Here is a 20738-nt window from a genome sequence, read left to right as displayed (position 1 = left end):
GGATTGGGGACTGGGGACTGGGAATTGGATACGAGTTTTCCCAATACCCAATACCCAGTAGCCAATCTCCAATACCTAATACCTAATACCCAATCCCCAGTACCTATTTCTGAGAAGAACGTTGCAACTTGTAACTCTTTCTTAACTTTGTAGGATAATAAACTCTATAACATTCTTTGTGAAGGTAGGAATCTAAATGTCAGGTACCACTGGAGAACGTCCGTTTTCGGACATCATTACCAGCGTTCGTTACTGGGTAATTCACAGCATCACTATTCCAGCATTGTTTCTTGCGGGTTGGCTATTTGTGCAAACTGGGCTGGCCTATGATGCTTTTGGTACACCTCGTCCCAATGAGTATTTCACACCAGCGCGGCAAGAAGTGCCCATTGTGAAGAACCGTTTTGAAGCTAAAAAACAAGTTGAAGAATTTATAGGAAAGTAGTTTGAAATCATGACTAGCGGCAATAACATCAATCAACCAGTTACCTATCCCATTTTTACTGTTAGATGGCTGGCAGTACATACTTTAGGTGTACCAACTGTATTCTTTTTAGGCGCGATCGCCGCAATGCAATTTATTCACCGTTAGGAGCAATTATGGCAGAAAGATCGCCTAATCCCAATAATCAGCCGGTTGAATTAAACCGGACTTCGCTATACCTGGGACTACTACTAGTTTTCGTTCTAGGGATTCTGTTTTCTAGTTACTTCTTTAACTAACTGGAACCACTGTTGTTAATTTCTGTTTATTGAACCTGTGTTGATTTGTTGTTAAGGGAGGAGAGAAACTGTGTCTGGAAGTGGGAGAATTCCCCTGTGGGTCGTCGCTACGATCGCAGGTTTAGGTATAATTACAGTCTTGGGCATTTTCTTTTATGGTGCCTATGCCGGACTCGGTTCTTCGATTTAACATTAGTTAGTTTGAACCGAACACTATAAGTTACAACTTTCTAGCATTTGTTGAGAAATCAACCTTAAAAAAACCGCCTGTCTCTATGAGATAGGCGGTATTAATTTTGGACAGAAGTCATTTGTCCTTTGTCATTAGTCATTTGTAAAGAGCAAATGACTAATGGCTATATCAGCTGATATCGTCGCTTTCAATGTATAAAAACAGAAATGCGAAGGTTATAGCTGGCAAAACCCAACCAATGATGGGAACAAAGATAGAAGGCAAAAAGGAAGCTGCCATAATAAAGGTTCCTGCTAAATAACACTACAATTCAAAATGAGCTTACTGCAAATCCTGCCAGATTTTTGAAATTCTTTCATATTTTTAACACAGCCGTCTTGGGAGACAAGGGAAACAGGAGGCAGGAAGCAGGAGGCAGGAGGCAGGAGGCAGGGGACAGGGGACAGAGGGGAAAGAAGTAATGTTATTCTGCCCAATTCCCAATTCCCAATGCCCTAAATTACATACCCAATAGTTCATCTAGCTGCAAGTTTGGTAAGTCTGGAGGGATCACAGTCCGAACTATTGTGACTTTGTGACTTTCTTGTAGGGTTGTCAAGTCAAGTGCGATCGCTTCTATGCGAATTTCCAAACAGCCAAAGGGAATCTTTAATTGGGTCATTACTTCCAATTCTCCCAATACATTAGGTTGTAAATTTGTCAACAAATGGGGGCCATCTAGTAGCCAGCGAGTTTGACAGTCTTCAACCCATAACTTCACAACTACTTGGGGAGGTACTTCAGGCAGTACTACCCGCACAATGATAAATTTGTCGGCGATTAGTTCGCCTTCTGGTACATGTAGTTGTGGAATTGGCAGAGGTTCAATAGCTCCCGCAGTTATGGAGCGAGAAGAGGATAAACCTAACAGTGGTTGCTTCTCTTCTTCCAAGGAGTAACTATTCGTTGCATCGGCTTCCAGTTCACTATCTGTATCATCTACAACAATTTCTTGCGCCAACCAAGCTGACGCTATATTTACTTTTATCGGAGGAGGGGGAGGTGGTAGTTGTCTTACCAGAGCCGTTGAAAGTGTTGGTTCAGATACTTTTTCTCCTACAGTATCTTCCACTGCCTCTAGATCGGTTTCCTTTGCTGTGTCTGCATCTTCCTCAAAATTCCCAAGCTCAAAAACCGACTCTTGGCTTTCTTCCAACGTCCCTGTTGCATCATTAAGGCTTAATGGCAAGTTGACATCAACATTGGGAGTTCCAGCACTCAGAAAAAGCTGAGTCTGCTGGACTGGAACATAGCGATCGTATTCTTTAGGTTCTGGTTCATTGATGGATTCAGGCAAAGAGTATCCTTGGCTCTGCATCCACTTCCTGAGTAGGGGAGATGAGTAAAGGTTGCCTGTTGTAATGAATTGTGCATTTGACTGGGTTTCTACCTCAGCAACAGGTTCTTCCTGGAATTGTGCATTTAACTGGGTTTCTACCTCAGCAATATGTTCTTCCTCGGATTGTACATTTGGCTGGGTTTCTACCTCAGCAACAGATTCTTTCTGAGATGGTGCATCATCTAGTACTAATTCCGGTATATTTTCATCTTCAGCTACAATTGCGTCCAACGGCAAAAAGTCTTCAGCCGCTTGAACTTCCAATACATCTGAAGGGACATTATTTTTTACTTCTTCTTCTGCATCACCCGGCAAAGCTTTTGCCCGTCTCAAATATGGAAAAGTAGTATCGAGTTTTGGCATTCGACGTTGCTTGATGACCAACTGCTCCAAATTGATGGCAGCTATAGTAGTATCTTTTTCTAGAAGCTCATCTTCTGTAGTGGGTTCTGCAACAACGTCTGTGGGAGGATTGGCATTAATTTGAATCGGAGGCAGTTTCGGCAATTGAGGCGAAGTACCTGAATTTTTTAAATTAGATGTCCGCAGGGTGGTTTCTCGCAGAACTTGCAGGTTAATTTGCGGTGGTAGGGGTGTATTTGGAGATGGATTGAGTATCTGAGACTGATCTGTTTTTGGAATTTTGACCAGATTGAATAGTTTTAAATCGATCCTCACAGCGGCCTCCGGCTCGGTGAAAGCATCAGGTGAGTCTGATGGTATGGGGTGATTTAAGGATGTACTAGGTTTTGCTGCGGCTGTGATTGCCAGTAATTCTGTTACATCTGCTGTAATGGTGAAGGACTGGCTGGCTAACCGGATGATTTCACCAACATCGGCGAATAGACCATACAGACTGATATCTGCCAAAATTAATTTCGATTCAAAGTCAGCAGGGATATCAATTGAGGTATTGATGGTGAAGGGCAATTCCTGGTCTGGTAAGGGTTGCCGTACCTTGGTAAAGATTTTCGACTCAAGGGGCGATCGCAGTTCAATTCCTAGTTCAAGCGCCTGCAAGCTTTTTGGGGACGATGTTTCAGCCCGATCTAGATTTTTCTCTTCTTTAAGTTCTACATGCCCATTGATTGTAAGAGCTTGTCCCCAAGCAGCAATGTAAGTATCTCGATCTAAAGTTAACAATAATGGTGGTTCTGTTACTAGAGAATCTTCTTCTATTTCATCTTTCAAAAACGATTCAGAAGTGGGTAAAGCTAAATCTATTAAATTTTGTAAAATTTGCTCTGCTGTCTCACCTTTAAGCCATACAGGACTCACAGGCTCATCGATAACTATATTTTCATCTTCTTCCGTTTTATCTGGAACAACATTTGTAGTAACTGCCAATTCTACCGAAACTGCGATCGCTTCATCTAAAGCAATTACAGGTTCTGCTGGGGCAATATCTAAGTTTCCTTCATCTGGAACAACTGTAATAACTGCCAACTCTGTGGAAACTGCGATCGCTTCATCTAAAGCAATTACAGGTTCTGCTGGGGCAATATCCAAGTTTCCTTCATCTGGAACAACTGTTGTAGTAACTGCCAATTCTGCCGAAACTGCGATCGCTTCATCTAAAGCAATTACAGGTTCTGCTGGGGCAATATCCAAGTTTCCTTCATCTGGAACAACTGTTGTAGTAACTGCCAATTCTGCCGAAACTGCGATCGCTTCATCTAAAGCAATTACAGGTTCTGCTGGGGCAATATCCAAGTTTCCTTCATCTGGAACAACTGTTGTAACTGCCAATTCTACCGAAACTGAGATCGCTTCATCTAAAGCAATTACAGGTTCTGCTGGGGCAATATCTAAGTTTCCTTCATCTGGAACAACTGTTGTAGTAACTGCCAATTCTGCCGAAACTGCGATCGCATTATCTAAAGCAATTACAGGTTCTGCTTGAGCAATATCCAAGTTTCCTTCATCTGGAACAACTGTAATAACTGCCAATTCTACCGAAACTGCGATCGCTTCATCTAAAGCAATTACAGGTTCTGCTTGAGCAATATCCAAGTTTCCTTCATCTGGAACAACTGTTGTAGTAACTGCCAATTCTGCCGAAACTGCGATCGCATTATCTAAAGCAATTACAGGTTCTGCTTGAGCAATATCCAAGTTTCCTTCATCTGGAACAACTGTAATAACTGCCAATTCTACCGAAACTGCGATCGCTTCATCTAAAGCAATTACAGGTTCTGCTTGAGCAATATCCAAGTTTCCTTCATCTGGAACAACTGTTGTAGTAACTGCCAATTCTGCCGAAACTGCGATCGCATTATCTAAAGCAATTACAGGTTCTGCTGGGGCAGTAGATTTTAAGCTTTTAAAAATAGTATCTTGGCCATCGGGTGAATTTGATTCTACATTCTCCCCTTCTTCTTCCTGGGATAATACTCGAAGCTGAACGCTGTATTGCCAAGATTTACCAAGTAGATCCGACATCAAATCGCCATTACAGCGCAACTCCCAAACTCCCGCATCAAAGTGGGTAAAAGGAATTACCGCCATTAAGCCTTCTGAATTAGTGCGACGCGATCGCTTGAAAATTCGCCGCGTTGGTTGAACTTCCTGGGTTGAAGAGTGAGTTACCCGCACTTCCACATCTGTATTAGGAAGGCTAGAACGAGCTAAAACTCTATACTGCCCTTCCGAAATTGCCAAATTTGGCGATTCTAGGATATGCCACGAGCGATCGCCTTGCTTCTGTATCAGAAATTGCCAGTGTTCCATTGTGAGTGATGCCCAGACCGACGAGCTGCTGAGTAATATTGTGTATTAACTTGCTTGCAAGTTTACCCCAGTATTTTGCAAATGCACCCCTTAAATGGCTATCTAGTTAACTCAGCTTTACTTACTTGACTTATAACCCTTTAACTAATTGCATCAAGAGACTTTCAATGGATTGCCGTGGTACTTATGGGTAAAGCTTTTGTTGCTGCCTAAATATTAACTTTGACAGTATCCATTGCTAAATTAACGTGGATGCAATAGATACCGTTGGCTGTCTCTGCTCAACTTAGCGCGAATATTGTTGTATTATTTTTTACTACAATGCCCAATTTGCAATAGACACAACATACAATAAAAAATTAAGATTCACTTGACAAGTGTTACTTAATTGTGGTTATCCACATTTTTGTTAAAAGGTAGGATGTGGTTCTTAAGTGTCCTGTGCGATCGCTAATAACAAACTTTAACCGCGCAGTACGCACACAACCTTACAAAAGCGGTTCAAGGATGTATCCTCACCTGAGTTAAATGTGGGTGACAATAAGGATTTACAGGAGGGATTCGATGCTAGTCATTTTAATGGACGAGCAAATCCTTGCCCCTGAGCAAGTTTGCCAGTCTTGTTTACTCGCTGACAGAAGCGGTCAACCCCGTTGGCGTGGAGGTGAACTACGCTGTGGTCAAGCCATTCATAAACTTACTCAACAGCAACCAGACCAGTATGAATGCATGATGGGCTTTCTCATCGCCCATATAGAATAGTTTAATTTACCAGCAAGACCAAGCAACTGCGTTATCCTAAGCTCAAGTAACTATAGAAATTTAACCACAGGAGAACGCATAATGTCTTGGCGCGGGTCTACAACGGTTTCAGATCGGATTTTTGCTTGCTTGCCTTATTTGCTGCCTCTAATTGAGGTTTTTGTATTTGGTAGATATTTGTTCTCAGACTTTCCACCACTACAACTACTGTTTCTGCCACTCATACCATTGTTGAAAATTTACTACGGTGTGCGTTATGCAGGAATGATTATTTTCTTTGCTTTATTTTTGCTGGTAGTCAGAAACGAAAAAATTAGTCACTTTATTCGTTTTAACACCATGCAAGCAATCCTTTTGGACATCATTATCTTTTTGTTTAACATCCTCACCGATGTTGTGGGATTAATTCCGGTTGGTGGTTTTGCAATTCAAACCCTATCTACAACGATTTTTATCGGCATAGTGGGAGCAGTTGCATATTCCGTCATCCAGTCTGTAAGTGGGCGTTATGCGGAAATCCCGGCGATTTCCGATGCAGTGTATATGCAAGTGCGCTAGTTGTTAACGGGTCGCTACGGTGTTTTCCAGGCGACCAATACCTTCAATTTCGACGCGGACGCGATCGCCTGGATGCAACGGACTTACACCCTCTGGTGTACCTGTAAGGATCAAATCACCGGGTAGTAGCGTCATAACCTGGCTAATGTAGGAAACTATCACATCGGGGGAAAAAACCATCCGATCGATACAGGCAGATTGGACTGGGTTAGGGTCATCATTCACAAAAGTCTGCAATCTCGCTCCTGGATTTAACTCCCGCACAATCCAAGGACCCAAGGGACAGAAAGTATCAAAACCTTTGGCTCGCGTCCATTGACCATCCAGTTTTTGTAAATCCCGCGCTGTTACGTCATTGGCGATGGTGTAGCCCCAAATTTTGGTTTGGGCTACCTCTGGCGTACATTCAAAAGCATAATCGCCAATTATTAAAGCTAACTCTCCTTCGTAGTCAACTCTTTGTGACTGGCGAGGATACTTAATTTCCTTCTCGGATGGAATAATAGTCGTGGGTGGTTTGAGAAAGATTAGTGGCTCAGAAGGTACTGAAGTTCCCATTTCGGCAGCATGGTCTGCATAATTCTTACCCACGGCCACAATTTTTGAAGGAGCGCAAGGAGCCAGAATTTGGTAATTTTCTGGTGTCAAAGTTAGATCGGTGGGTTGTCCTTGTAACCAGGGCGGAGCATCTAACACCTGCACATTCAGGGATAGTTGTAGTATCCCATAGTAAATCTGTCCTTCTTGATTTTGAATTCGCACATAGCGCTGCGCCATAACCTTGATGAATATCCTTTTATCTGCAATTAGAAACAGTCAGTGAGTAGCAATTCTCAGTTAGTTTTCATTATGGACATCCAAAAATCCAAACTTTGGCGATTTGGCTAATGAAACAAAATTGAAAACTGGTAAGATTATAGTTCCTTGTTGCTTCCGATGTTGATTAATACTGGTATTTTAAATTTAAATCAGGTATAAATTAAAGTCAGCAACCGTTTTTGTCCATAAGGAAATTGGAAAATATGACTACAAATTACGAAACAATGTACATCCTGCGTCCTGACCTGGGAGACGAACAGGCAGAGCAAGCAATTGCTAAATATCAGAATTTGCTTCGCGATCAAGGCGCTGAGGAAATCCAAATTCAAAATCGTGGTAAGCGTCGTCTAGCTTATGAAATCAAAAAACACCGCGATGGGATTTATATCCAGTTAAACTACAGTGCGCCTGCAACTGCGATCGCTCCTTTTGAACGCGCTATGCGTTTGAGTGAAGAAGTGATTCGCTATTTGACAGTTAAGCAGGATATCGCAGAGGAAAAACCTCCTAAAGAGGAAAAGGAAAAGCCCACTAAAGTAGCTGCACCAGTTTCAGTTTAAGGAGCAGGGAGCAGAGGGGAAAGAGGAAATGTAATTCCCAATTCCCAATTCCCAATTCCCATTCAGTAAAATTTTGTCTTTTTCTTTTTCCGTGACTTATTTGGGAATGCTAAATTAACAAATACTTGCCAAAGGTAGTACTCCCGCAGTTATACCTAAGAGTGGACAAGATTCTGAATGGGAGCTGTAAGCTACTGTGAGCCAATCTGATACACCCAATATCCAAGTTCTCTCTACGGAAGTTTCGCAGCTACGCCAAGAGTTGCAACTCCGCGATCAATTAGTGCAACAACTATCTCAAGAACTCTTCCGGCTGGTAAAGGGTAACACCAGTTTTATGCCCCAACAGCCGGATCTGGAGCGCGATATGAGCCAGTTGCAGGCTTTGCAAGAACAACTCCAAGCTGTGGAGCAGCAGGTAGCGTTCTACCAAGAACAAATTACAACTCGTGACTCCGAAATTTACCAATTGCGACAGTCAGTTCAAGAACTTACAGATCGCACTCGGATGTTAGAGCAAGTAGTACAAGAGTTGCCTCAAATTTATCGGCGGAAGTTTGAAGAGCGGATGACACCAGTCAGAGAAAAGGTAGCAACACTACAACGGGAAAATCGCCAATTGCAAGCAGAACTGCAAAGTGTGAGTTACCGTTTAGCACTCAAAACTCGCAATGCTAGTCACAGTGGAATTGATTTGCCAAATTTTCCGCGCCCAGCATCCGAACAAACTAATATTTCAACTCCCCAGAATGCCTAAATTTACCATTATGGTGGAATCAAAGAGGTAAGAAATTGTCATAGCAAAGCATCTTGGAGATATCCAAGTAGTACATCAGGGTAAAAATGACTATAGAGTTAGAAATAAGGCAAAGGCTAATTATTCTAACCTTTCTTGCCTCCTGCTTCCTTGCGCTAATTGCGTTGGATATAGAGAGTATTTAGCTCAGAGTAATTTGATAAAGCTAGTAAGAAATGCAAAGAATTGCATTTTCTTTGACTAATTTTGGTAATTTCCTGCTAGATATATATCTTATGGTAGATGTGGTGTTCGATTAAGCAGATTCATTGATCTGTCATTGAGTCCACCTCGATCAAAGCCGTAAGCTTTCCTCGGCATTTCCGATCTAGACAATATAAAAAACCAGCCTGCTAGCACCAGACTGTTAATTTTGGCAATGTGAGGATATTTAGGGAAATATGAAAATATGCAAATATTGATTGACTCTACCATCCTTCTATAGGTAGATTTATTATCTAGCCTGCTAGCACCAGACTATTATTTCCGGCAGTAAAAATGTCTTTGTAAGTGGGAAAAATTTCAAAAACTGAATCTAGTTGGGTAAGTTCCAAAATTAGCCGTACAGGAGCTTGCACGTTGCATAAAACTAAACGGCAACCGCTCTGACGTGCAGCTTTCAAACCTTTTACTAAAGGAACTAATCCAGAACTGTCCATGAAATTAACTTCCGCTAGATCGATAACCCAGAGTTGATGAGCTTGAGGCACTACTCCAGCCATCTGTTCGCTCAAAGCTTTGCCGCCTTCTAAATCTATGCTTCCTTGGGGTTTAAACAAAATAACTTGAAGTTCTTGTGTGAGAATCATAAATTGAACAGGGTAATTAGAACAGTTGACTAAAAATCGAAAAATGACATAAATACTTCTTCTCTTTCAATGGCTAAATGGCTGTTTACCCTGATACTTATGGGATTGCAGCCGTGCAATTGAGAGGAATTATTTCAGTATTCATGTCGTATAATTTGTGATAACTTTCATAAATATAGGCATAACGACCTCATAATTTCGGTATCAACCGTATCTTTTACGAAATTTTTATAATTTAACTAGAAACATATAAAGTTTTTGTAATTTCTTTTTATTTATTTTTAAATAAAATTAAATTGTGGTAGCAAATGCTAAGATTTATGCAGTTAATATTAAAAAATTAATAGTTTCCATAGAGTATTAACTATGGATTACTCAGAATTAAAATGACGACCTAATGAGTCAATGTAGCGGTTTAATTGACACCCCGCCCAAAAACAAGCAAAGATATAATAAAAGTAAAAATTTGTAAAGACGGTGGTGCGGAATGTCTTTAGAGCTGATTTCCCTAGAAAATATCCAGAAAGTAGCCCATAGTTACGGGTATTGGGCAATCTTTTTGGGCATTTTGCTAGAAAATTTAGGCATTCCCCTTCCTGGTGAAACCGTGACCCTTGTGGGCGGGTTTTTAGCTGGCAGCGATGAACTAAATTTCTGGCTGGTTCTCGGTGATGCAATTATGGGTGCTGTAATTGGCGGCACTTGTGGCTATTGGATTGGTAGACTTAGTGGTTGGCCTTTTTTGGTAAAAGTTGGTAGCATATTTCGGATTTCTGAAGTACGGCTGCTGACTATTAAAGATCAATTTAGTCAAAATGCTGCTAAAGCTGTATTTTTCGGACGTTTCTTGGCGTTATTGCGAGTTTTTGCTGCACCACTAGCTGGTATAGCTGAAATGCCTTTTGCAAAATTCTTTTTATACAATTTTTTAGGAGCAGTTGCTTGGGCTAGTTTGATGGTGACATTAGCTTTTTTTGCTGGCAGAATTGTCTCTCTAGAACAATTAGTTGCTTGGGTGGGTCAATTTGCGATCGCAGCCTTACTGATCCTCGCTACCTTAATTGTTGTACCCCTGTGGTTAGAGTCTCGTCAAGTAAAGGAAGCCAGTAGTGAGGAGTAAAAAGAGACGCGATTAATCGCGTCTGTACAGCAGTTTGGAGTAGAGACGCGATTAATCGCGTCTGTTTGGAGTAAAGTGAAAAATTATTTTTTTAATTTTCACTTTTGTATTTTGCATTTCAACTCCTAGCTCCTAGTAACTCCTAACTTTTAATTTGCCGCGACCAAATGCGAGTTGGTAGCCCCCAAACGTAGATAAAGCCTTCAGCAGCTTTGTGATCGAATTGGTCTTCCGCTCCGTAGGTTGCCAAATCAGGAGTATAGAGGGAATTATCGCTTGAACGTCCAACTATCGTAGAGTTACCCTTGAATAACTTCACTCGCACAGTTCCAGAGACTCGCTCTTGTGTCTTTTGAATAAAGGCATCCAGTGCAACTTTGAGTGGACTGTACCACAGACCGTTGTAAACGATTTGGCTGTAAGTTTCTTCAATACCACGCTTGTAATGGGTGACATCTGCTGTCAGAGTCAAGCTTTCTAAATCCCTATGTGCCTGAATTAGCACTAACATCGCGGGTGATTCGTAGATTTCCCGCGATTTGATTCCTACCAGACGGTTTTCAATCATATCGATCCGTCCAATGCCGTGATTTCCTACAAGCTGATTGAGTTGTTCAATTAGCTCAACTGGCTTTTTAGCTATGCCGTTGATGCTTGTGGGAATGCCACCCTGGAAACCAATTTCGATGTATTCTGGCTCGTTCGGAGTATCAGCGATCGCTTTGGTCATCTCATAAATTTCTTCTGGTGGCTCAAATGAAGGATCTTCGAGACTACCCGCTTCAATACTACGACCAAGTAAATTTTTGTCAATGCTGTAGGGAGAAGATTTTTTGACTGGTGAGGGGATACCAAACTTCTCACCATAAGCGATAGTTTCCTCACGGCTCATGCCCCATTCTCTGGCTGGTGCGAGGATCTTTAGGTTAGGGTTTAAAGCGGTGACAGAGACATCAAAACGAACCTGATCGTTACCTTTACCGGTACAACCGTGAGCGATCGCATCAGCACCATATTTTTCAGCCGTTTCTACTAATACTTTAGCAATCAGTGGCCGGGCAAGAGCAGTTCCTAGAGGATAACGATTTTCATAGAGGGAGTTGGCTTGAATCGCTCCAAAGGCGTAATCTTTAACGAAGCTGTCTTTCACATCCGCCACGAGTGATTCACTTGCACCCGAATTCAAAGCTTTTTCTCGAACTGGCTCTAATTCATCTCCCTGACCTAAATCTGCTGCTAGAGTAATCACCTCTTCCACACCCCACTCCTCTTTGAGGTAAGGGATGCAAACGGAAGTATCTACTCCACCAGAATATGCCAAGACAACCTTTTTGGCGCGACCCATTTATTTCTCCACTTAGGACAACAAAGAATGAGTCATTATTATATCTGAACTAATCCAGGTATATTTTATTCATGCAACTGAATAATAAAATTCCCAACATCTTAGAGAAGTCGGGAATCTGAGGCTTTCAATTTTTATAAATTCAATAGGATTGCGATCGTTTCTAGACAAAAGTTCAAGTCAGGGAGAGGTTCATCGAACTCACATTAAACTGCATTGACCTATAAATATTAAAAATTTACAGGGTGGAATTATCCACCCTGTTTTAAATAGATGCAAATCAACTGCCTAACAGTTTATTCTTGACGATCTGGTTTAAGCTTTTGTACTTGATGGTCTAGAAGATCCTATCTTTTTACCCAAGAACAAACTCAACCCAAATACAGACAATCCAAACATCAAACTTGGCTCTGGAACACTTGTGTAAGTGACAGTTTGAACACCCGCACTACTTGAATCATTCAAATCGATAAAACTATCGCGGAAGACATTAAAAGTACTAGGTGTAAAATACAACCCTAACCCGGCTTGGTTAAAAATTGTTCCCGAAAAGTCGGTGAAAACTGACGCTAAAGGATCGTCCGCTTCAGTGTATAACTTTCCACCATAGTTAGCAGAAATCTTTAAACCTTCAGCGATCGTTACTTCTTGATCGTCTGCTGCTGCTGCTTGGTCGAATGAAAAAGTGCCTGTGAGAGTTTTATCGTCGTTAAAAAAATTATAAGTTAGGGCTGCTGCTTGAGCGGGGATAGTCTCGCCTAATGAAAAAATCAAAGCAGTTCCTAACGTTGCAGCTGCTAACTTCTTGAAGATGGAGTCAGTCATTTTTTTCTCTTGATAAAAGAACTGGTGCAAAAATACCGCAATAGTTTTATGAGATAGAGACGTGTGTGTATTACCACGTCTCTGCAACATAGTTAGTGTTTAGTGAACCGGTGGATTCAATTTACAGACTTGCCTGCGATCGCAGTTTTCATGGCTTGGAAGATATGACTCTGATCGACTACACCCCGAACACCGGGCGCACTGTAAGTACCAGAACTATCTGTAAACTCAAGCTTTTGTCCAAAGGATCGAGTCAGAGTTGATGAATAAGCACCCTGGTAGTAAACAGGTACAATTCTGCGGCTATGGCTACCCCAGAGGTACTTGTAATTTGGATCGGCTCCCCAAAAATGACCAGCATCTTTAGGGTTGTGTTTGTTGAAGGTAATATCCTTAGCGTTATACTTCAAGCCTCTAGCCTGATTAGGATCGGGATTAGGAGTCAATTTAGAGGCAAAGTCATTATTCAGAGTCAAGTAGTGGTCATGGTCAGCAGTCACAAGCAACAGGTTCTTACTCCAACCACCATGATTGTCTACCCAAGTAATGACCTGCTGAACTGCCCGATCAAAATCATTCATGGTACCGATTAGGTTATCCATGTTGTTGTCATGAGCAGACCAGTCTACATCACCTCCCTCAACCATCAGCCAAAAACCGTCTTTGTCTTTACCTAGAACCGTTAAAGCTGCTTTAGTCAGATCGGCTAAAGTCGGATTTTCGTTAATCTCTCTGGCGATAAAACTAGCATCGGTTTCACCGGGAGCTAGAGGACGGACAGTATCAGGTGTGGGGCCAGAAATTGGGTTCCCTGCTGCATCGACAACAGGAACACAATCCCCAGATGTACCAGGAATAATCTGACCTGATGGACAGGGACTTACACTCTTAACAACAGAGCTATAGAGCGAGCCGTTGTTCAAACCTGTCAAACTGTAGTCTCCCTTAGAAGAGCTAGTAGGAAGGTTGCCTTCTTGTCCACGCGCACCGTATAGACCAAATAATTTGTCTCCCTTATTGGGATCGAGTTTAGCAGCCGTGTTTAGCAGTGTCTGAGTTGCATTAGGGCCGCGTTCCAAAAAGGTATAGCCGTAACGATTGGACGTAGGGTTATTGCTGAGATGTTGATAAGTGTCTTCTGTAATATACGTATAGTTAAAGACACCCTCTGCGGTACTTGTACTACTTTTATTGTCAAAGTCTTTCGGATGACCGCCACCCAACAAAACATTAGGCTGAAAGTTTAGCAATGTCTGTTGCAGAACACTGTCTTGGTTAGTCTTGGTAGGGTCGTACTTACTATCGTATTTGCTGCGACGATTTACAAAAGAAGCCGCAGCACCAGGCGTTGCATGGCTAATGGGTACAGAAGTAACTAGCCCTGTAGACTTACTATTTTCCTTGGCAATTTCCAGGATTGTTTTCAACTTTTTCTCGTAAATATCTACACCCATCGCGTTGTTAAAGCTCTTTACGCCAGTATAAAGAGTTGTAGCGGTGTTAGCAGAGTCGGGATAACTGTGTTTGATGTACTCTGTGTCATAAGTACCAGCATTAGCAGGGGTCAGAGGAATCCAAGGAAGAGGGCCGCCTTTGCTAGGGTCGTAACCTGTGAGATTACCATCTGCCAAACTGTTACCATCAAGGCGATCGCCTGGATTAAAAGGAGTAGGCTTGAATGAGAAGTTGGGACGAACAGGACTTGCACCGGTGAATGTATCAGATCCATCCAGAGCAGAGTTACCCGTTAGGTGGGGCTGACCTGTTGGTTTAGCTGGTGTATTTCCTTCAATTGTTGTGCCGTAAGTAGTCACCAATCCATATCCAGTTAGCTTTTGGAAGCTAAGACCTGAACCTTTACCACTTGTATAAAAAGGAGCGCCTTTGGCAACGGCTGCGGCTCGGGCCATGTTCCAACCCATACCATCGCCAATCATGATAATTACGTTAATTCCATTACCAGCGGCCATAGTCGGCTGAAAAACAGAATTACCAAATACCAGCAGAACGGTACACAGCAAGCCAGCCATAGCAAAGGCTAGCGATCGCTTGTACTTTCGCAAAAGTGAAATCATTGCAATGTGCCTTAAAGTTGTTAGTACTGATAAAAATTTGGTTCTAGGTGAGTAGCGCCAAAGTCTGAGTGTGTAGCAGTCACATCTACCTGAGTAGAGGCTGTGGTATGACTTGGATTAGTAGCTGTTGCTGGTTGTTGATTTGATGTTCCTAAGAACAACAAAACTGCCAGAACCACACCAGATATAAACCAAACTAAGGTACGTTTGTACTGCTTGAGGAATGAAATCATTGGTAATTTTTGAATGGAATTCATCATTAGTAAACCTCTTAGTAAATAATCTTTTGCTATGTTTTGACAATTAAAAATAATGCCAAAGAACATAATTTTAAAATCTTAATTTAAGTAATTTTTGGAGAAATTTGAGTGAAATATTTTGGTTTTATTTTGCTCTGTTAGGAGATAACATTAAAACTAAATCTTGATTAAATAAAGGATGAATTTGCACTAATGAAGGATTTCTACAGCTAGTTAGCTGCAAAGTTATTTCAGTAATATAAAAAGTTTTGCGGATGTGATTTTCCAACTTATTGAGTAAGCGATCGCGTTCTTGGATAGTTGCACATTCAACCGTCAAATTGGCACAAAGCATAACTTTATTTAAGCTAAGTGTCCAAATGTGGAGTTTTTCCACTTGCACAACACCAGGAAAAGATTTGAGAGATATTTCCACCTCAACGGGGTCAATTGATTCTGGTGCATACTCCAAAAAAATCTTTAAACTTTCTTGCACTAAAGGTAAAGCACTTAAACCCGTAAAGATTGCAACTACTAAACTAATAGCAACATCTGCCCACCACCAATCCCAAAGATGAACTGTTAAAGCAGCTATAATTACGCCCACAGAACTAGCGGTATCAGCAATGACGTGAAGCAAAGCTCCTCGCAGGTTTAAGTCGTTGTGAGTGTGGGGATGAAGCAAAGTAATATTGAGCAGATTGACGATTAAACCTAACACGGCAATCCCTAACATTGGTAATCCCAAAATGGTTGCTGGATGTTGCCAGCGTTGAATAGCTTCCTGTATTATAAAAGTAGCGATCGCCAGCAAACTTAATCCATTCAACAAAGCTGCTAAAACTTCGATTCGCTGATTTCCAAATGTTGCTTTTTTCTTAGCTGGTTGCTGTGCTAAAAAACTAGCAAGTAACGATATTCCTAACGCTGTAATATCCGAAAGGATGTGTCCTGCATCTGCTTGTAAAGATAAACTATGGCTCCATAAACCTACACTCCACTCAGTAACAAAAAAAATAGCAAGTAATCCTACTGTTATCCACAAAATTTTTGCTTTTTGCTGATTATTAACTACTTTTACTGAATCATCCACACAGCCACACAATTGAAATGAAACCATTACTTAAAAAGCCTTTTTATAGTAGATTACTAGCTGAAGCAATCAAAGTTTTGTGATTGATATAAAAAATCATTAATTTACTGATGATTTCTGTATTTATCAATAACTAATTAATAGTAGAAGAATTGAACAAATTGGTTTTTTTATATGAGAATATTTATCATTATTGTTTAGTCTATTTGGCAATAATTAAATTTAGGTTATATTTCAGTTAATTAAAATATAACCTCTTGCTATTTTCTTAACCCTAATCAATCAGATAAGGAACAGTGTCAGCGCCCCATCTGTCCTATCCTGGAGATGGATATATAGTGTTGTGGGTGAGACTGTGTTTTTCAGCGTTGTGATACCGACTTATAATCGCCAACCGATTTTAGAAAAGTGCCTCCGCGCCTTGGAGGTGCAGGAGTTAAGTCAGTCAAGTTCGGTTACTGATTACGAGATTGTCTTGGTGGATGATGGTTCGACTGATGGCACATTGGAGTGGTTAGCAGCACACAAAGACGAATTTCTCCATGTGCGATGGTTTCAGCAAGATCATGCGGGCCCAGCTGCGGCTCGGAATTTAGGGGTAAAGGAGGCGCTGGGAGACACAATTATCTTCATTGATAGTGATTTAGTTGTGCTGAGTAATTTCTTGCAAGCTCATGCTAACGCACTCATGCAGGGAAAGGAGAAATTGAGGAGCGATCGCTTTTTTACTTACGGTGCAGTTATTAATACTTGTAATTTCGATAATCCAACTGCTGAACCCTACAAAGTAACAGATTTCTCAGCAGCTTTTTTTGCTACGGGAAATGTAGCAATTCCCAAACATTGGTTAGATAAAGCAGGACTTTTTGATACTAGTTTTCAACTCTATGGCTGGGAAGATTTAGAATTAGGTGTGCGGCTAAAAAAACTAGGTTTGACACTAATTAAATGTCCAGAAGCCGTAGGATATCACTGGCATCCAGCATTTAACTTAGAGCAAATTCCCCGATTAATTGACCAAGAAATTCAACGCGGACGGATGGGAGTTTTATTTTATCAGAAGCATCCCACATGGGAAGTGCGAATGATGATTCAAATGACTTGGCTGCATCGCTTACTTTGGAGCATTTTGTCACTCAATGGCGCACTTAATGAACGAACGATGGCTCCATTATTGCAATGGCTAATTAATTTAGGTAAGCCTCAATTAGCTTTAGAAATTGCCCGAATTTTTCTCAACTGGTACAACGTGAAGGGTGTTTATGAAGCCTATGCTCAAATACAGCAAGTATTGTGATTTAAACACATTTGGGAAGTACCACCGTGTAATCAACCGTGTAAAGATGGAGGATGTCGGGTAATGGGGGAAAGCCGACATTGGGATAAAAGCTTCTACTCTAAAGCATTTAGCTCTAGATTAAGTTACAAGCGATAGAGTCAGGTAATTTTCGGGAAACATGTTAACAGACGACTCGTTACACTTGACCTGAAAAATGAAAAATCATCGCCACTGTAAACCTCCAGAGGATTGGGATAACCATGAGCAATGGAATCAGTACTGGGCTAATCAATCAGATGCGCTCCCCCAGCCTCAAGCTTGGTCAACTTGGCGCAATGAACCTGAATTGAGATTTCTAGACTTCGTGAGGAATCAATCACAACGCAAGGTTTGGTTTGCAGGCTGTGGAATCAGTTTTGCACCTATTTTTTATGCCTATGCAGGTTGTAATGTGCTTGCTAGTGATGTCTCCGTTGTGGCGAGCGATTTTTTGCGACAGGTGAATCAGCAGGGGATAACATCTTTAGTTTCCAATGTTGAAGAAATGAATGCTGAACTTAAATTGGAGCAGATGCAAGCAACTAATCTGCGTTTTCTAGTTCATGATTTTCGTGAGCCATTGGATGAATATGACTTTGATGTAATACTCAACAATAAAGCGTATCAAGGCCTTCCCACAACCAGTATGAAACAAGCTGCAACTACCTTTTATAACGCTCTTAAAACAGGTGGTTATGCTATATTCGATACTCAAAATGTTCAAGGAGATTACCGTAATCAAATTGAAGATTCATTGCTTGATGTAGGTTTCTATATCCCGTTTCACAAAAGTGAACGTTGGTATAGAAAGCAATTGAACTCAACAGGAATTATTTATGTAATGGTGCTTGGTGGTCCCGTAATTCCTCAATGGGGGCAATATGGTGATGATGATTGGAATACTAGAGCATCTCAAGACCGAGAAATTCTGCATTCACTTCACAGTGAATATCAAAAGCAACGGGAACAAGAGTCAAAAGAGGTTCAGGAAATATTAAAAGGCAAGCAAACAAAAATAGCCCATGTTGTCTACAACACAGGTTGAAACTCCGACTGGGCAATAGAGATGTACGGCATTGGTTCTCATAACTCTTGCTCTGGCTCGTTTGCGGCAACTACAGTAAGAACCTCCAGGGAACTTACAAAAAATAAATTACTTTTAAAAGTTAGGAATGGATAGTCGGTTTCTCTCTTAAACTAACTCAGATATGTTATGTCAAAATCGCTCCACCCATCAATCGCTCATACCGATACTTCAACTCTTCTTTCATCAAATACCAGCGCTCTAGAGTAACATCCATTTCTATTATTTTCTCAGCAGCTTGCCGCGCTAAAAGTAAAACTTCTTCATCGTCAACCAAACTCGCTAAGGTAAAATCTGGCACTCCAGATTGACGAGTTCCTAGCACTTGTCCTGGCCCACGAAAACGCATATCCATCTCAGAGATGAAAAAGCCATCCTGAGATTGTTCCAACACTTTCAACCTTTGTTGAGCATCAGGACTCCTAGAACTGCTCATCAACAAACAGTAAGATTGAGCCGCACCCCGACCGACACGCCCCCGTAGTTGGTGCAGTTGTGATAAACCAAATCGTTCTGCATTTTCAATGAGCATTACTGTGGCATTAGGCACGTCTACACCAACCTCGACAACGGTAGTAGAAACCAAAATTTGCGTTTGATTATCACGAAATTTGGTAATCGCTTCATCCTTATCGGCTGAACTCATGCGACCGTGTAGCAGCCCTACTTGAAAATCGGGAAAAACGCTTTCTTGTAACTTTTGATGCTCGTCAACAGCCGATCGCAAATCTAATTTTTCTGATTCTTCTACCAAGGGCAAAACCACATAAACTTGTCTACCTTGGACAATTTCTCTGCGGATCAGGTCATAAGCATGGTTGCGTTGCTGACCTGACAATACTGTTGTCTGAATCTTTTGTCGTCCTGGTGGTAACTCATCAATCTGGCTCACATCCAAATCCCCGTGTATCGTCAGTGCTAAGGTTCGGGGAATTGGGGTAGCTGTCATAGTTAACACATGAGGTTGATTGCCTTTTTGCTGCAAACGCGCCCGTTGTTCTACCCCAAAACGATGTTGTTCATCTATCACCACTAACCCCAGTTGCTGGAAGCTTACAGAGTCTTGAATTAAGGCATGAGTTCCCACTAACAGAGGTAGTTCACCAGTTCCCAACTGAGAATGGATTTGTCTTCGTTTTGCAGTTTTGGTGGAGCCTGTCAGTAATTCCACTGGTAAATGCAAGAGGTTAAACCAGCTAACTAACTTCCGATAATGTTGTTCTGCCAAAACTTCCGTGGGAGCCATCAGCGCTGCTTGATAGCCAGATTGAATTGCTGCAAGGATAGCTAGCACGGCGACAACCGTTTTACCTGAACCGACATCACCTTGCACCAAACGATTCATTGGCACAGGTTTTTGTAAATCGTTGAGAATATCGTTGAGAACTCGTTGCTGTGCGCCAGTGAGTTTAAAAGGCAGTATTTCGTGGAATTTCTCTACAAGTTGACCTCTTGGGACGAGAATGGCGCTAGTTTGAATCGCCCTTGCTTGCTGTTGACGTTGCAGTAATCCAAGTTGTAGGTAGAAAAATTCATCAAAGACTAGGCGACGACGGGCAACTTGTAGGGCGGCGCTATCGTCGGGAAAGTGGATGTTAGCGATCGCATCTTTCAATTCCATCAAACCATACTTCTGTCGTAAACCACTTGGTAGAGGGTCTCTCAGATTAGCCGCAGCAGGCAAAGCAGCAATTACCGCCTGTCGCACTGTATTCGCCACCACACCCTCAGTCAGTCCATAAATTGGTACTACCCGCCCAATATTCAGCGACTCAATAGAATCTCCTGGATTCGCCAAAACCTCTAATTCTGGATTATCCAGTGTCAAGCCGTATTTACTTTCTTTCACCAAACCACAGGCCGCTAAAATACTACCTACTGCATAACGGCGTTTTAAACTTTCTTGCCAAGCGCGACTGCTAAAGCGCGTACCTGCGTAAAAACGACCAATTTTCAGTTGACCGCTATTATCTTTTACAACCAGTTCTAAAATTGATAATTTCTGATTTTTAGGGCTAGTAAAGCAGTTGCAACGCTTCACTGTTGCCACTATTGTCACCGTCTCACCCGCCTGTAACTCGCGGATATTCACCTGACGCGCATAATCAATGTGGTCACGAGGATAGTAAAAAAGCAAATCGCGGACGGTGTGTAAACCAAGCCGTGCCAAATTATCAGCTTTTTTGAAGCCTATTTCTGGTAAATCACTGAGTTTTTGGTCAATGTTCGGTGCAAGCCTCCGACTCACCTCAGTAACAATTGGAGATTTGGGATTTGGAATTTTAGCTTGATAAGTTCTCCCCTGCTCCCC

The 20738-nt window shown here is 41.6% G+C and carries 21 protein-coding genes and 1 pseudogene; 11 read left to right on the top strand and 11 right to left on the bottom strand.

Annotated features, from left to right (window positions below; genetic code table 11):
- The first annotated feature begins 196 nt into the window (after positions 1 to 196).
- The 4 genes from psbE to CDG77_RS26995 all read left to right on the top strand — a co-directional run bounded on the left by psbE (position 197) and on the right by CDG77_RS26995 (position 913).
- A complete protein-coding gene (psbE, locus tag CDG77_RS27010) occupies positions 197 to 445 on the top strand; it encodes a cytochrome b559 subunit alpha (RefSeq protein ID WP_094332365.1) in 249 nt (82 codons plus the stop codon).
- A gap of 9 nt (positions 446 to 454) precedes the next feature.
- A complete protein-coding gene (gene psbF / locus CDG77_RS27005; RefSeq protein ID WP_012411801.1) occupies positions 455 to 592 on the top strand; it encodes a cytochrome b559 subunit beta in 138 nt (45 codons plus the stop codon).
- 8 nt (positions 593 to 600) lie between these two features.
- Entirely contained in the window at positions 601 to 723 is a 123-nt protein-coding gene (locus CDG77_RS27000) for a photosystem II reaction center protein L (protein ID WP_094332364.1), read from the top strand.
- A gap of 70 nt (positions 724 to 793) precedes the next feature.
- The gene (locus tag CDG77_RS26995) at positions 794 to 913 is read left to right on the top strand and encodes a photosystem II reaction center protein J (protein WP_012411803.1); all 120 of its coding nucleotides are present in this window, start codon (positions 794 to 796) and stop codon (positions 911 to 913) included.
- A 171-nt stretch (positions 914 to 1084) separates the two neighbouring features.
- Here the strand turns inward: CDG77_RS26995 and CDG77_RS26990 are convergent, their stop codons facing one another.
- From CDG77_RS26990 to CDG77_RS26985, 3 genes and pseudogenes are all read right to left on the bottom strand, one after another.
- The gene (locus CDG77_RS26990; protein ID WP_084227157.1) at positions 1085 to 1195 is read right to left on the bottom strand and encodes a photosystem I reaction center subunit VIII; all 111 of its coding nucleotides are present in this window, start codon (positions 1193 to 1195) and stop codon (positions 1085 to 1087) included.
- Positions 1196 to 1415: 220 nt separating this feature from the next.
- Positions 1416 to 4007, bottom strand: a complete 2592-nt coding sequence (locus CDG77_RS39195; protein ID WP_442946443.1) for a hypothetical protein — start codon at positions 4005 to 4007, stop codon at positions 1416 to 1418.
- Positions 4008 to 4667: 660 nt separating this feature from the next.
- Positions 4668 to 5024 (bottom strand): annotated as a pseudogene (locus CDG77_RS26985) (hypothetical protein); the annotation flags it as partial.
- A gap of 564 nt (positions 5025 to 5588) precedes the next feature.
- Here CDG77_RS26985 and CDG77_RS26980 point away from each other — a divergent pair.
- Positions 5589 to 5786: a hypothetical protein gene (locus CDG77_RS26980; RefSeq protein ID WP_094332363.1), complete on the top strand. Its 198-nt coding sequence runs from the start codon at positions 5589 to 5591 to the stop codon at positions 5784 to 5786.
- Positions 5787 to 5867: 81 nt separating this feature from the next.
- Entirely contained in the window at positions 5868 to 6344 is a 477-nt protein-coding gene (locus CDG77_RS26975; RefSeq protein WP_094332362.1) for a Tic20 family protein, read from the top strand.
- 3 nt (positions 6345 to 6347) lie between these two features.
- On the opposite strand, the gene CDG77_RS26970 is transcribed toward CDG77_RS26975, so the two are convergent.
- Positions 6348 to 7121, bottom strand: a complete 774-nt coding sequence (locus tag CDG77_RS26970; protein ID WP_094332361.1) for a fumarylacetoacetate hydrolase family protein — start codon at positions 7119 to 7121, stop codon at positions 6348 to 6350.
- 245 nt (positions 7122 to 7366) lie between these two features.
- Between CDG77_RS26970 and rpsF the strand changes: the two genes are divergently transcribed.
- Together rpsF and CDG77_RS26960 are read left to right on the top strand one after the other, a co-directional pair.
- On the top strand, positions 7367 to 7723 hold the full coding sequence (rpsF, locus tag CDG77_RS26965) for a 30S ribosomal protein S6 (protein WP_094332360.1): 357 nt from the start codon (positions 7367 to 7369) through the stop codon (positions 7721 to 7723).
- Between the two features lie 196 nt (positions 7724 to 7919).
- On the top strand, positions 7920 to 8480 hold the full coding sequence (locus CDG77_RS26960; protein ID WP_094332359.1) for an Npun_F5560 family protein: 561 nt from the start codon (positions 7920 to 7922) through the stop codon (positions 8478 to 8480).
- Positions 8481 to 8977: 497 nt separating this feature from the next.
- On the opposite strand, the gene CDG77_RS26955 is transcribed toward CDG77_RS26960, so the two are convergent.
- On the bottom strand, positions 8978 to 9328 hold the full coding sequence (locus CDG77_RS26955; protein ID WP_094332358.1) for an STAS domain-containing protein: 351 nt from the start codon (positions 9326 to 9328) through the stop codon (positions 8978 to 8980).
- Between the two features lie 487 nt (positions 9329 to 9815).
- Here CDG77_RS26955 and CDG77_RS26950 point away from each other — a divergent pair, with 487 nt between their 5' ends.
- Positions 9816 to 10448 (top strand): DedA family protein, encoded by a 633-nt coding sequence (locus tag CDG77_RS26950; RefSeq protein WP_094332357.1) that lies wholly within the window; start codon positions 9816 to 9818, stop codon positions 10446 to 10448.
- A 142-nt stretch (positions 10449 to 10590) separates the two neighbouring features.
- Here CDG77_RS26950 and CDG77_RS26945 read toward each other — a convergent pair whose 3' ends face one another.
- The 5 genes from CDG77_RS26945 to CDG77_RS26925 all read right to left on the bottom strand — a co-directional run bounded on the left by CDG77_RS26945 (position 10591) and on the right by CDG77_RS26925 (position 16052).
- A complete protein-coding gene (locus CDG77_RS26945) occupies positions 10591 to 11793 on the bottom strand; it encodes an argininosuccinate synthase (protein ID WP_094332356.1) in 1203 nt (400 codons plus the stop codon).
- Positions 11794 to 12108: 315 nt separating this feature from the next.
- A complete protein-coding gene (locus CDG77_RS26940) occupies positions 12109 to 12618 on the bottom strand; it encodes a PEP-CTERM sorting domain-containing protein (protein ID WP_094332355.1) in 510 nt (169 codons plus the stop codon).
- A gap of 116 nt (positions 12619 to 12734) precedes the next feature.
- Positions 12735 to 14693 carry an alkaline phosphatase gene (locus tag CDG77_RS26935; protein ID WP_094332354.1) on the bottom strand — a complete coding sequence of 653 codons (1959 nt, stop codon included), beginning with the start codon at positions 14691 to 14693 and terminating at the stop codon, positions 12735 to 12737.
- A gap of 20 nt (positions 14694 to 14713) precedes the next feature.
- Positions 14714 to 14953: a hypothetical protein gene (locus tag CDG77_RS26930; protein ID WP_223269997.1), complete on the bottom strand. Its 240-nt coding sequence runs from the start codon at positions 14951 to 14953 to the stop codon at positions 14714 to 14716.
- A 124-nt stretch (positions 14954 to 15077) separates the two neighbouring features.
- Positions 15078 to 16052 (bottom strand): cation diffusion facilitator family transporter, encoded by a 975-nt coding sequence (locus tag CDG77_RS26925; RefSeq protein ID WP_094332353.1) that lies wholly within the window; start codon positions 16050 to 16052, stop codon positions 15078 to 15080.
- Positions 16053 to 16395: 343 nt separating this feature from the next.
- Between CDG77_RS26925 and CDG77_RS26920 the strand changes: the two genes are divergently transcribed.
- A complete protein-coding gene (locus CDG77_RS26920) occupies positions 16396 to 17322 on the top strand; it encodes a glycosyltransferase family 2 protein (protein WP_262985177.1) in 927 nt (308 codons plus the stop codon).
- Positions 17323 to 17518: 196 nt separating this feature from the next.
- On the top strand, positions 17519 to 18388 hold the full coding sequence (locus CDG77_RS26915) for a class I SAM-dependent methyltransferase (protein WP_094332351.1): 870 nt from the start codon (positions 17519 to 17521) through the stop codon (positions 18386 to 18388).
- Between the two features lie 166 nt (positions 18389 to 18554).
- Here CDG77_RS26915 and recG read toward each other — a convergent pair.
- The coding region (recG, locus tag CDG77_RS26910) for an ATP-dependent DNA helicase RecG (RefSeq protein WP_143857098.1) at positions 18555 to 20738 on the bottom strand (2184 nt) is incomplete at its 5' end.

Origin of the sequence: Nostoc sp. 'Peltigera membranacea cyanobiont' 213 (assembly GCF_002245975.1) — a bacterium.
Lineage (GTDB): Bacteria > Cyanobacteriota > Cyanobacteriia > Cyanobacteriales > Nostocaceae > Nostoc.
This window is presented reverse-complemented; position numbering and strand designations above follow the sequence as displayed.

Coding starts and splice junctions, on each gene's coding strand:
- psbE (WP_094332365.1), top strand. CDS start 197: ATGTCAGGTACCACTGGAGAACGTCCGTTTTCGGACATCATTACCAGC.
- psbF (WP_012411801.1), top strand. CDS start 455: ATGACTAGCGGCAATAACATCAATCAACCAGTTACCTATCCCATTTTT.
- CDG77_RS27000 (WP_094332364.1), top strand. CDS start 601: ATGGCAGAAAGATCGCCTAATCCCAATAATCAGCCGGTTGAATTAAAC.
- CDG77_RS26990 (WP_084227157.1), bottom strand. CDS start 1,195: ATGGCAGCTTCCTTTTTGCCTTCTATCTTTGTTCCCATCATTGGTTGG.
- CDG77_RS26980 (WP_094332363.1), top strand. CDS start 5,589: ATGCTAGTCATTTTAATGGACGAGCAAATCCTTGCCCCTGAGCAAGTT.
- CDG77_RS26975 (WP_094332362.1), top strand. CDS start 5,868: ATGTCTTGGCGCGGGTCTACAACGGTTTCAGATCGGATTTTTGCTTGC.
- CDG77_RS26970 (WP_094332361.1), bottom strand. CDS start 7,121: ATGGCGCAGCGCTATGTGCGAATTCAAAATCAAGAAGGACAGATTTAC.
- rpsF (WP_094332360.1), top strand. CDS start 7,367: ATGACTACAAATTACGAAACAATGTACATCCTGCGTCCTGACCTGGGA.
- CDG77_RS26955 (WP_094332358.1), bottom strand. CDS start 9,328: ATGATTCTCACACAAGAACTTCAAGTTATTTTGTTTAAACCCCAAGGA.
- CDG77_RS26950 (WP_094332357.1), top strand. CDS start 9,816: ATGTCTTTAGAGCTGATTTCCCTAGAAAATATCCAGAAAGTAGCCCAT.
- CDG77_RS26945 (WP_094332356.1), bottom strand. CDS start 11,793: ATGGGTCGCGCCAAAAAGGTTGTCTTGGCATATTCTGGTGGAGTAGAT.
- CDG77_RS26940 (WP_094332355.1), bottom strand. CDS start 12,618: ATGACTGACTCCATCTTCAAGAAGTTAGCAGCTGCAACGTTAGGAACT.
- CDG77_RS26935 (WP_094332354.1), bottom strand. CDS start 14,693: ATGATTTCACTTTTGCGAAAGTACAAGCGATCGCTAGCCTTTGCTATG.
- CDG77_RS26930 (WP_223269997.1), bottom strand. CDS start 14,953: ATGATGAATTCCATTCAAAAATTACCAATGATTTCATTCCTCAAGCAG.
- CDG77_RS26925 (WP_094332353.1), bottom strand. CDS start 16,052: ATGGTTTCATTTCAATTGTGTGGCTGTGTGGATGATTCAGTAAAAGTA.
- CDG77_RS26915 (WP_094332351.1), top strand. CDS start 17,519: ATGAAAAATCATCGCCACTGTAAACCTCCAGAGGATTGGGATAACCAT.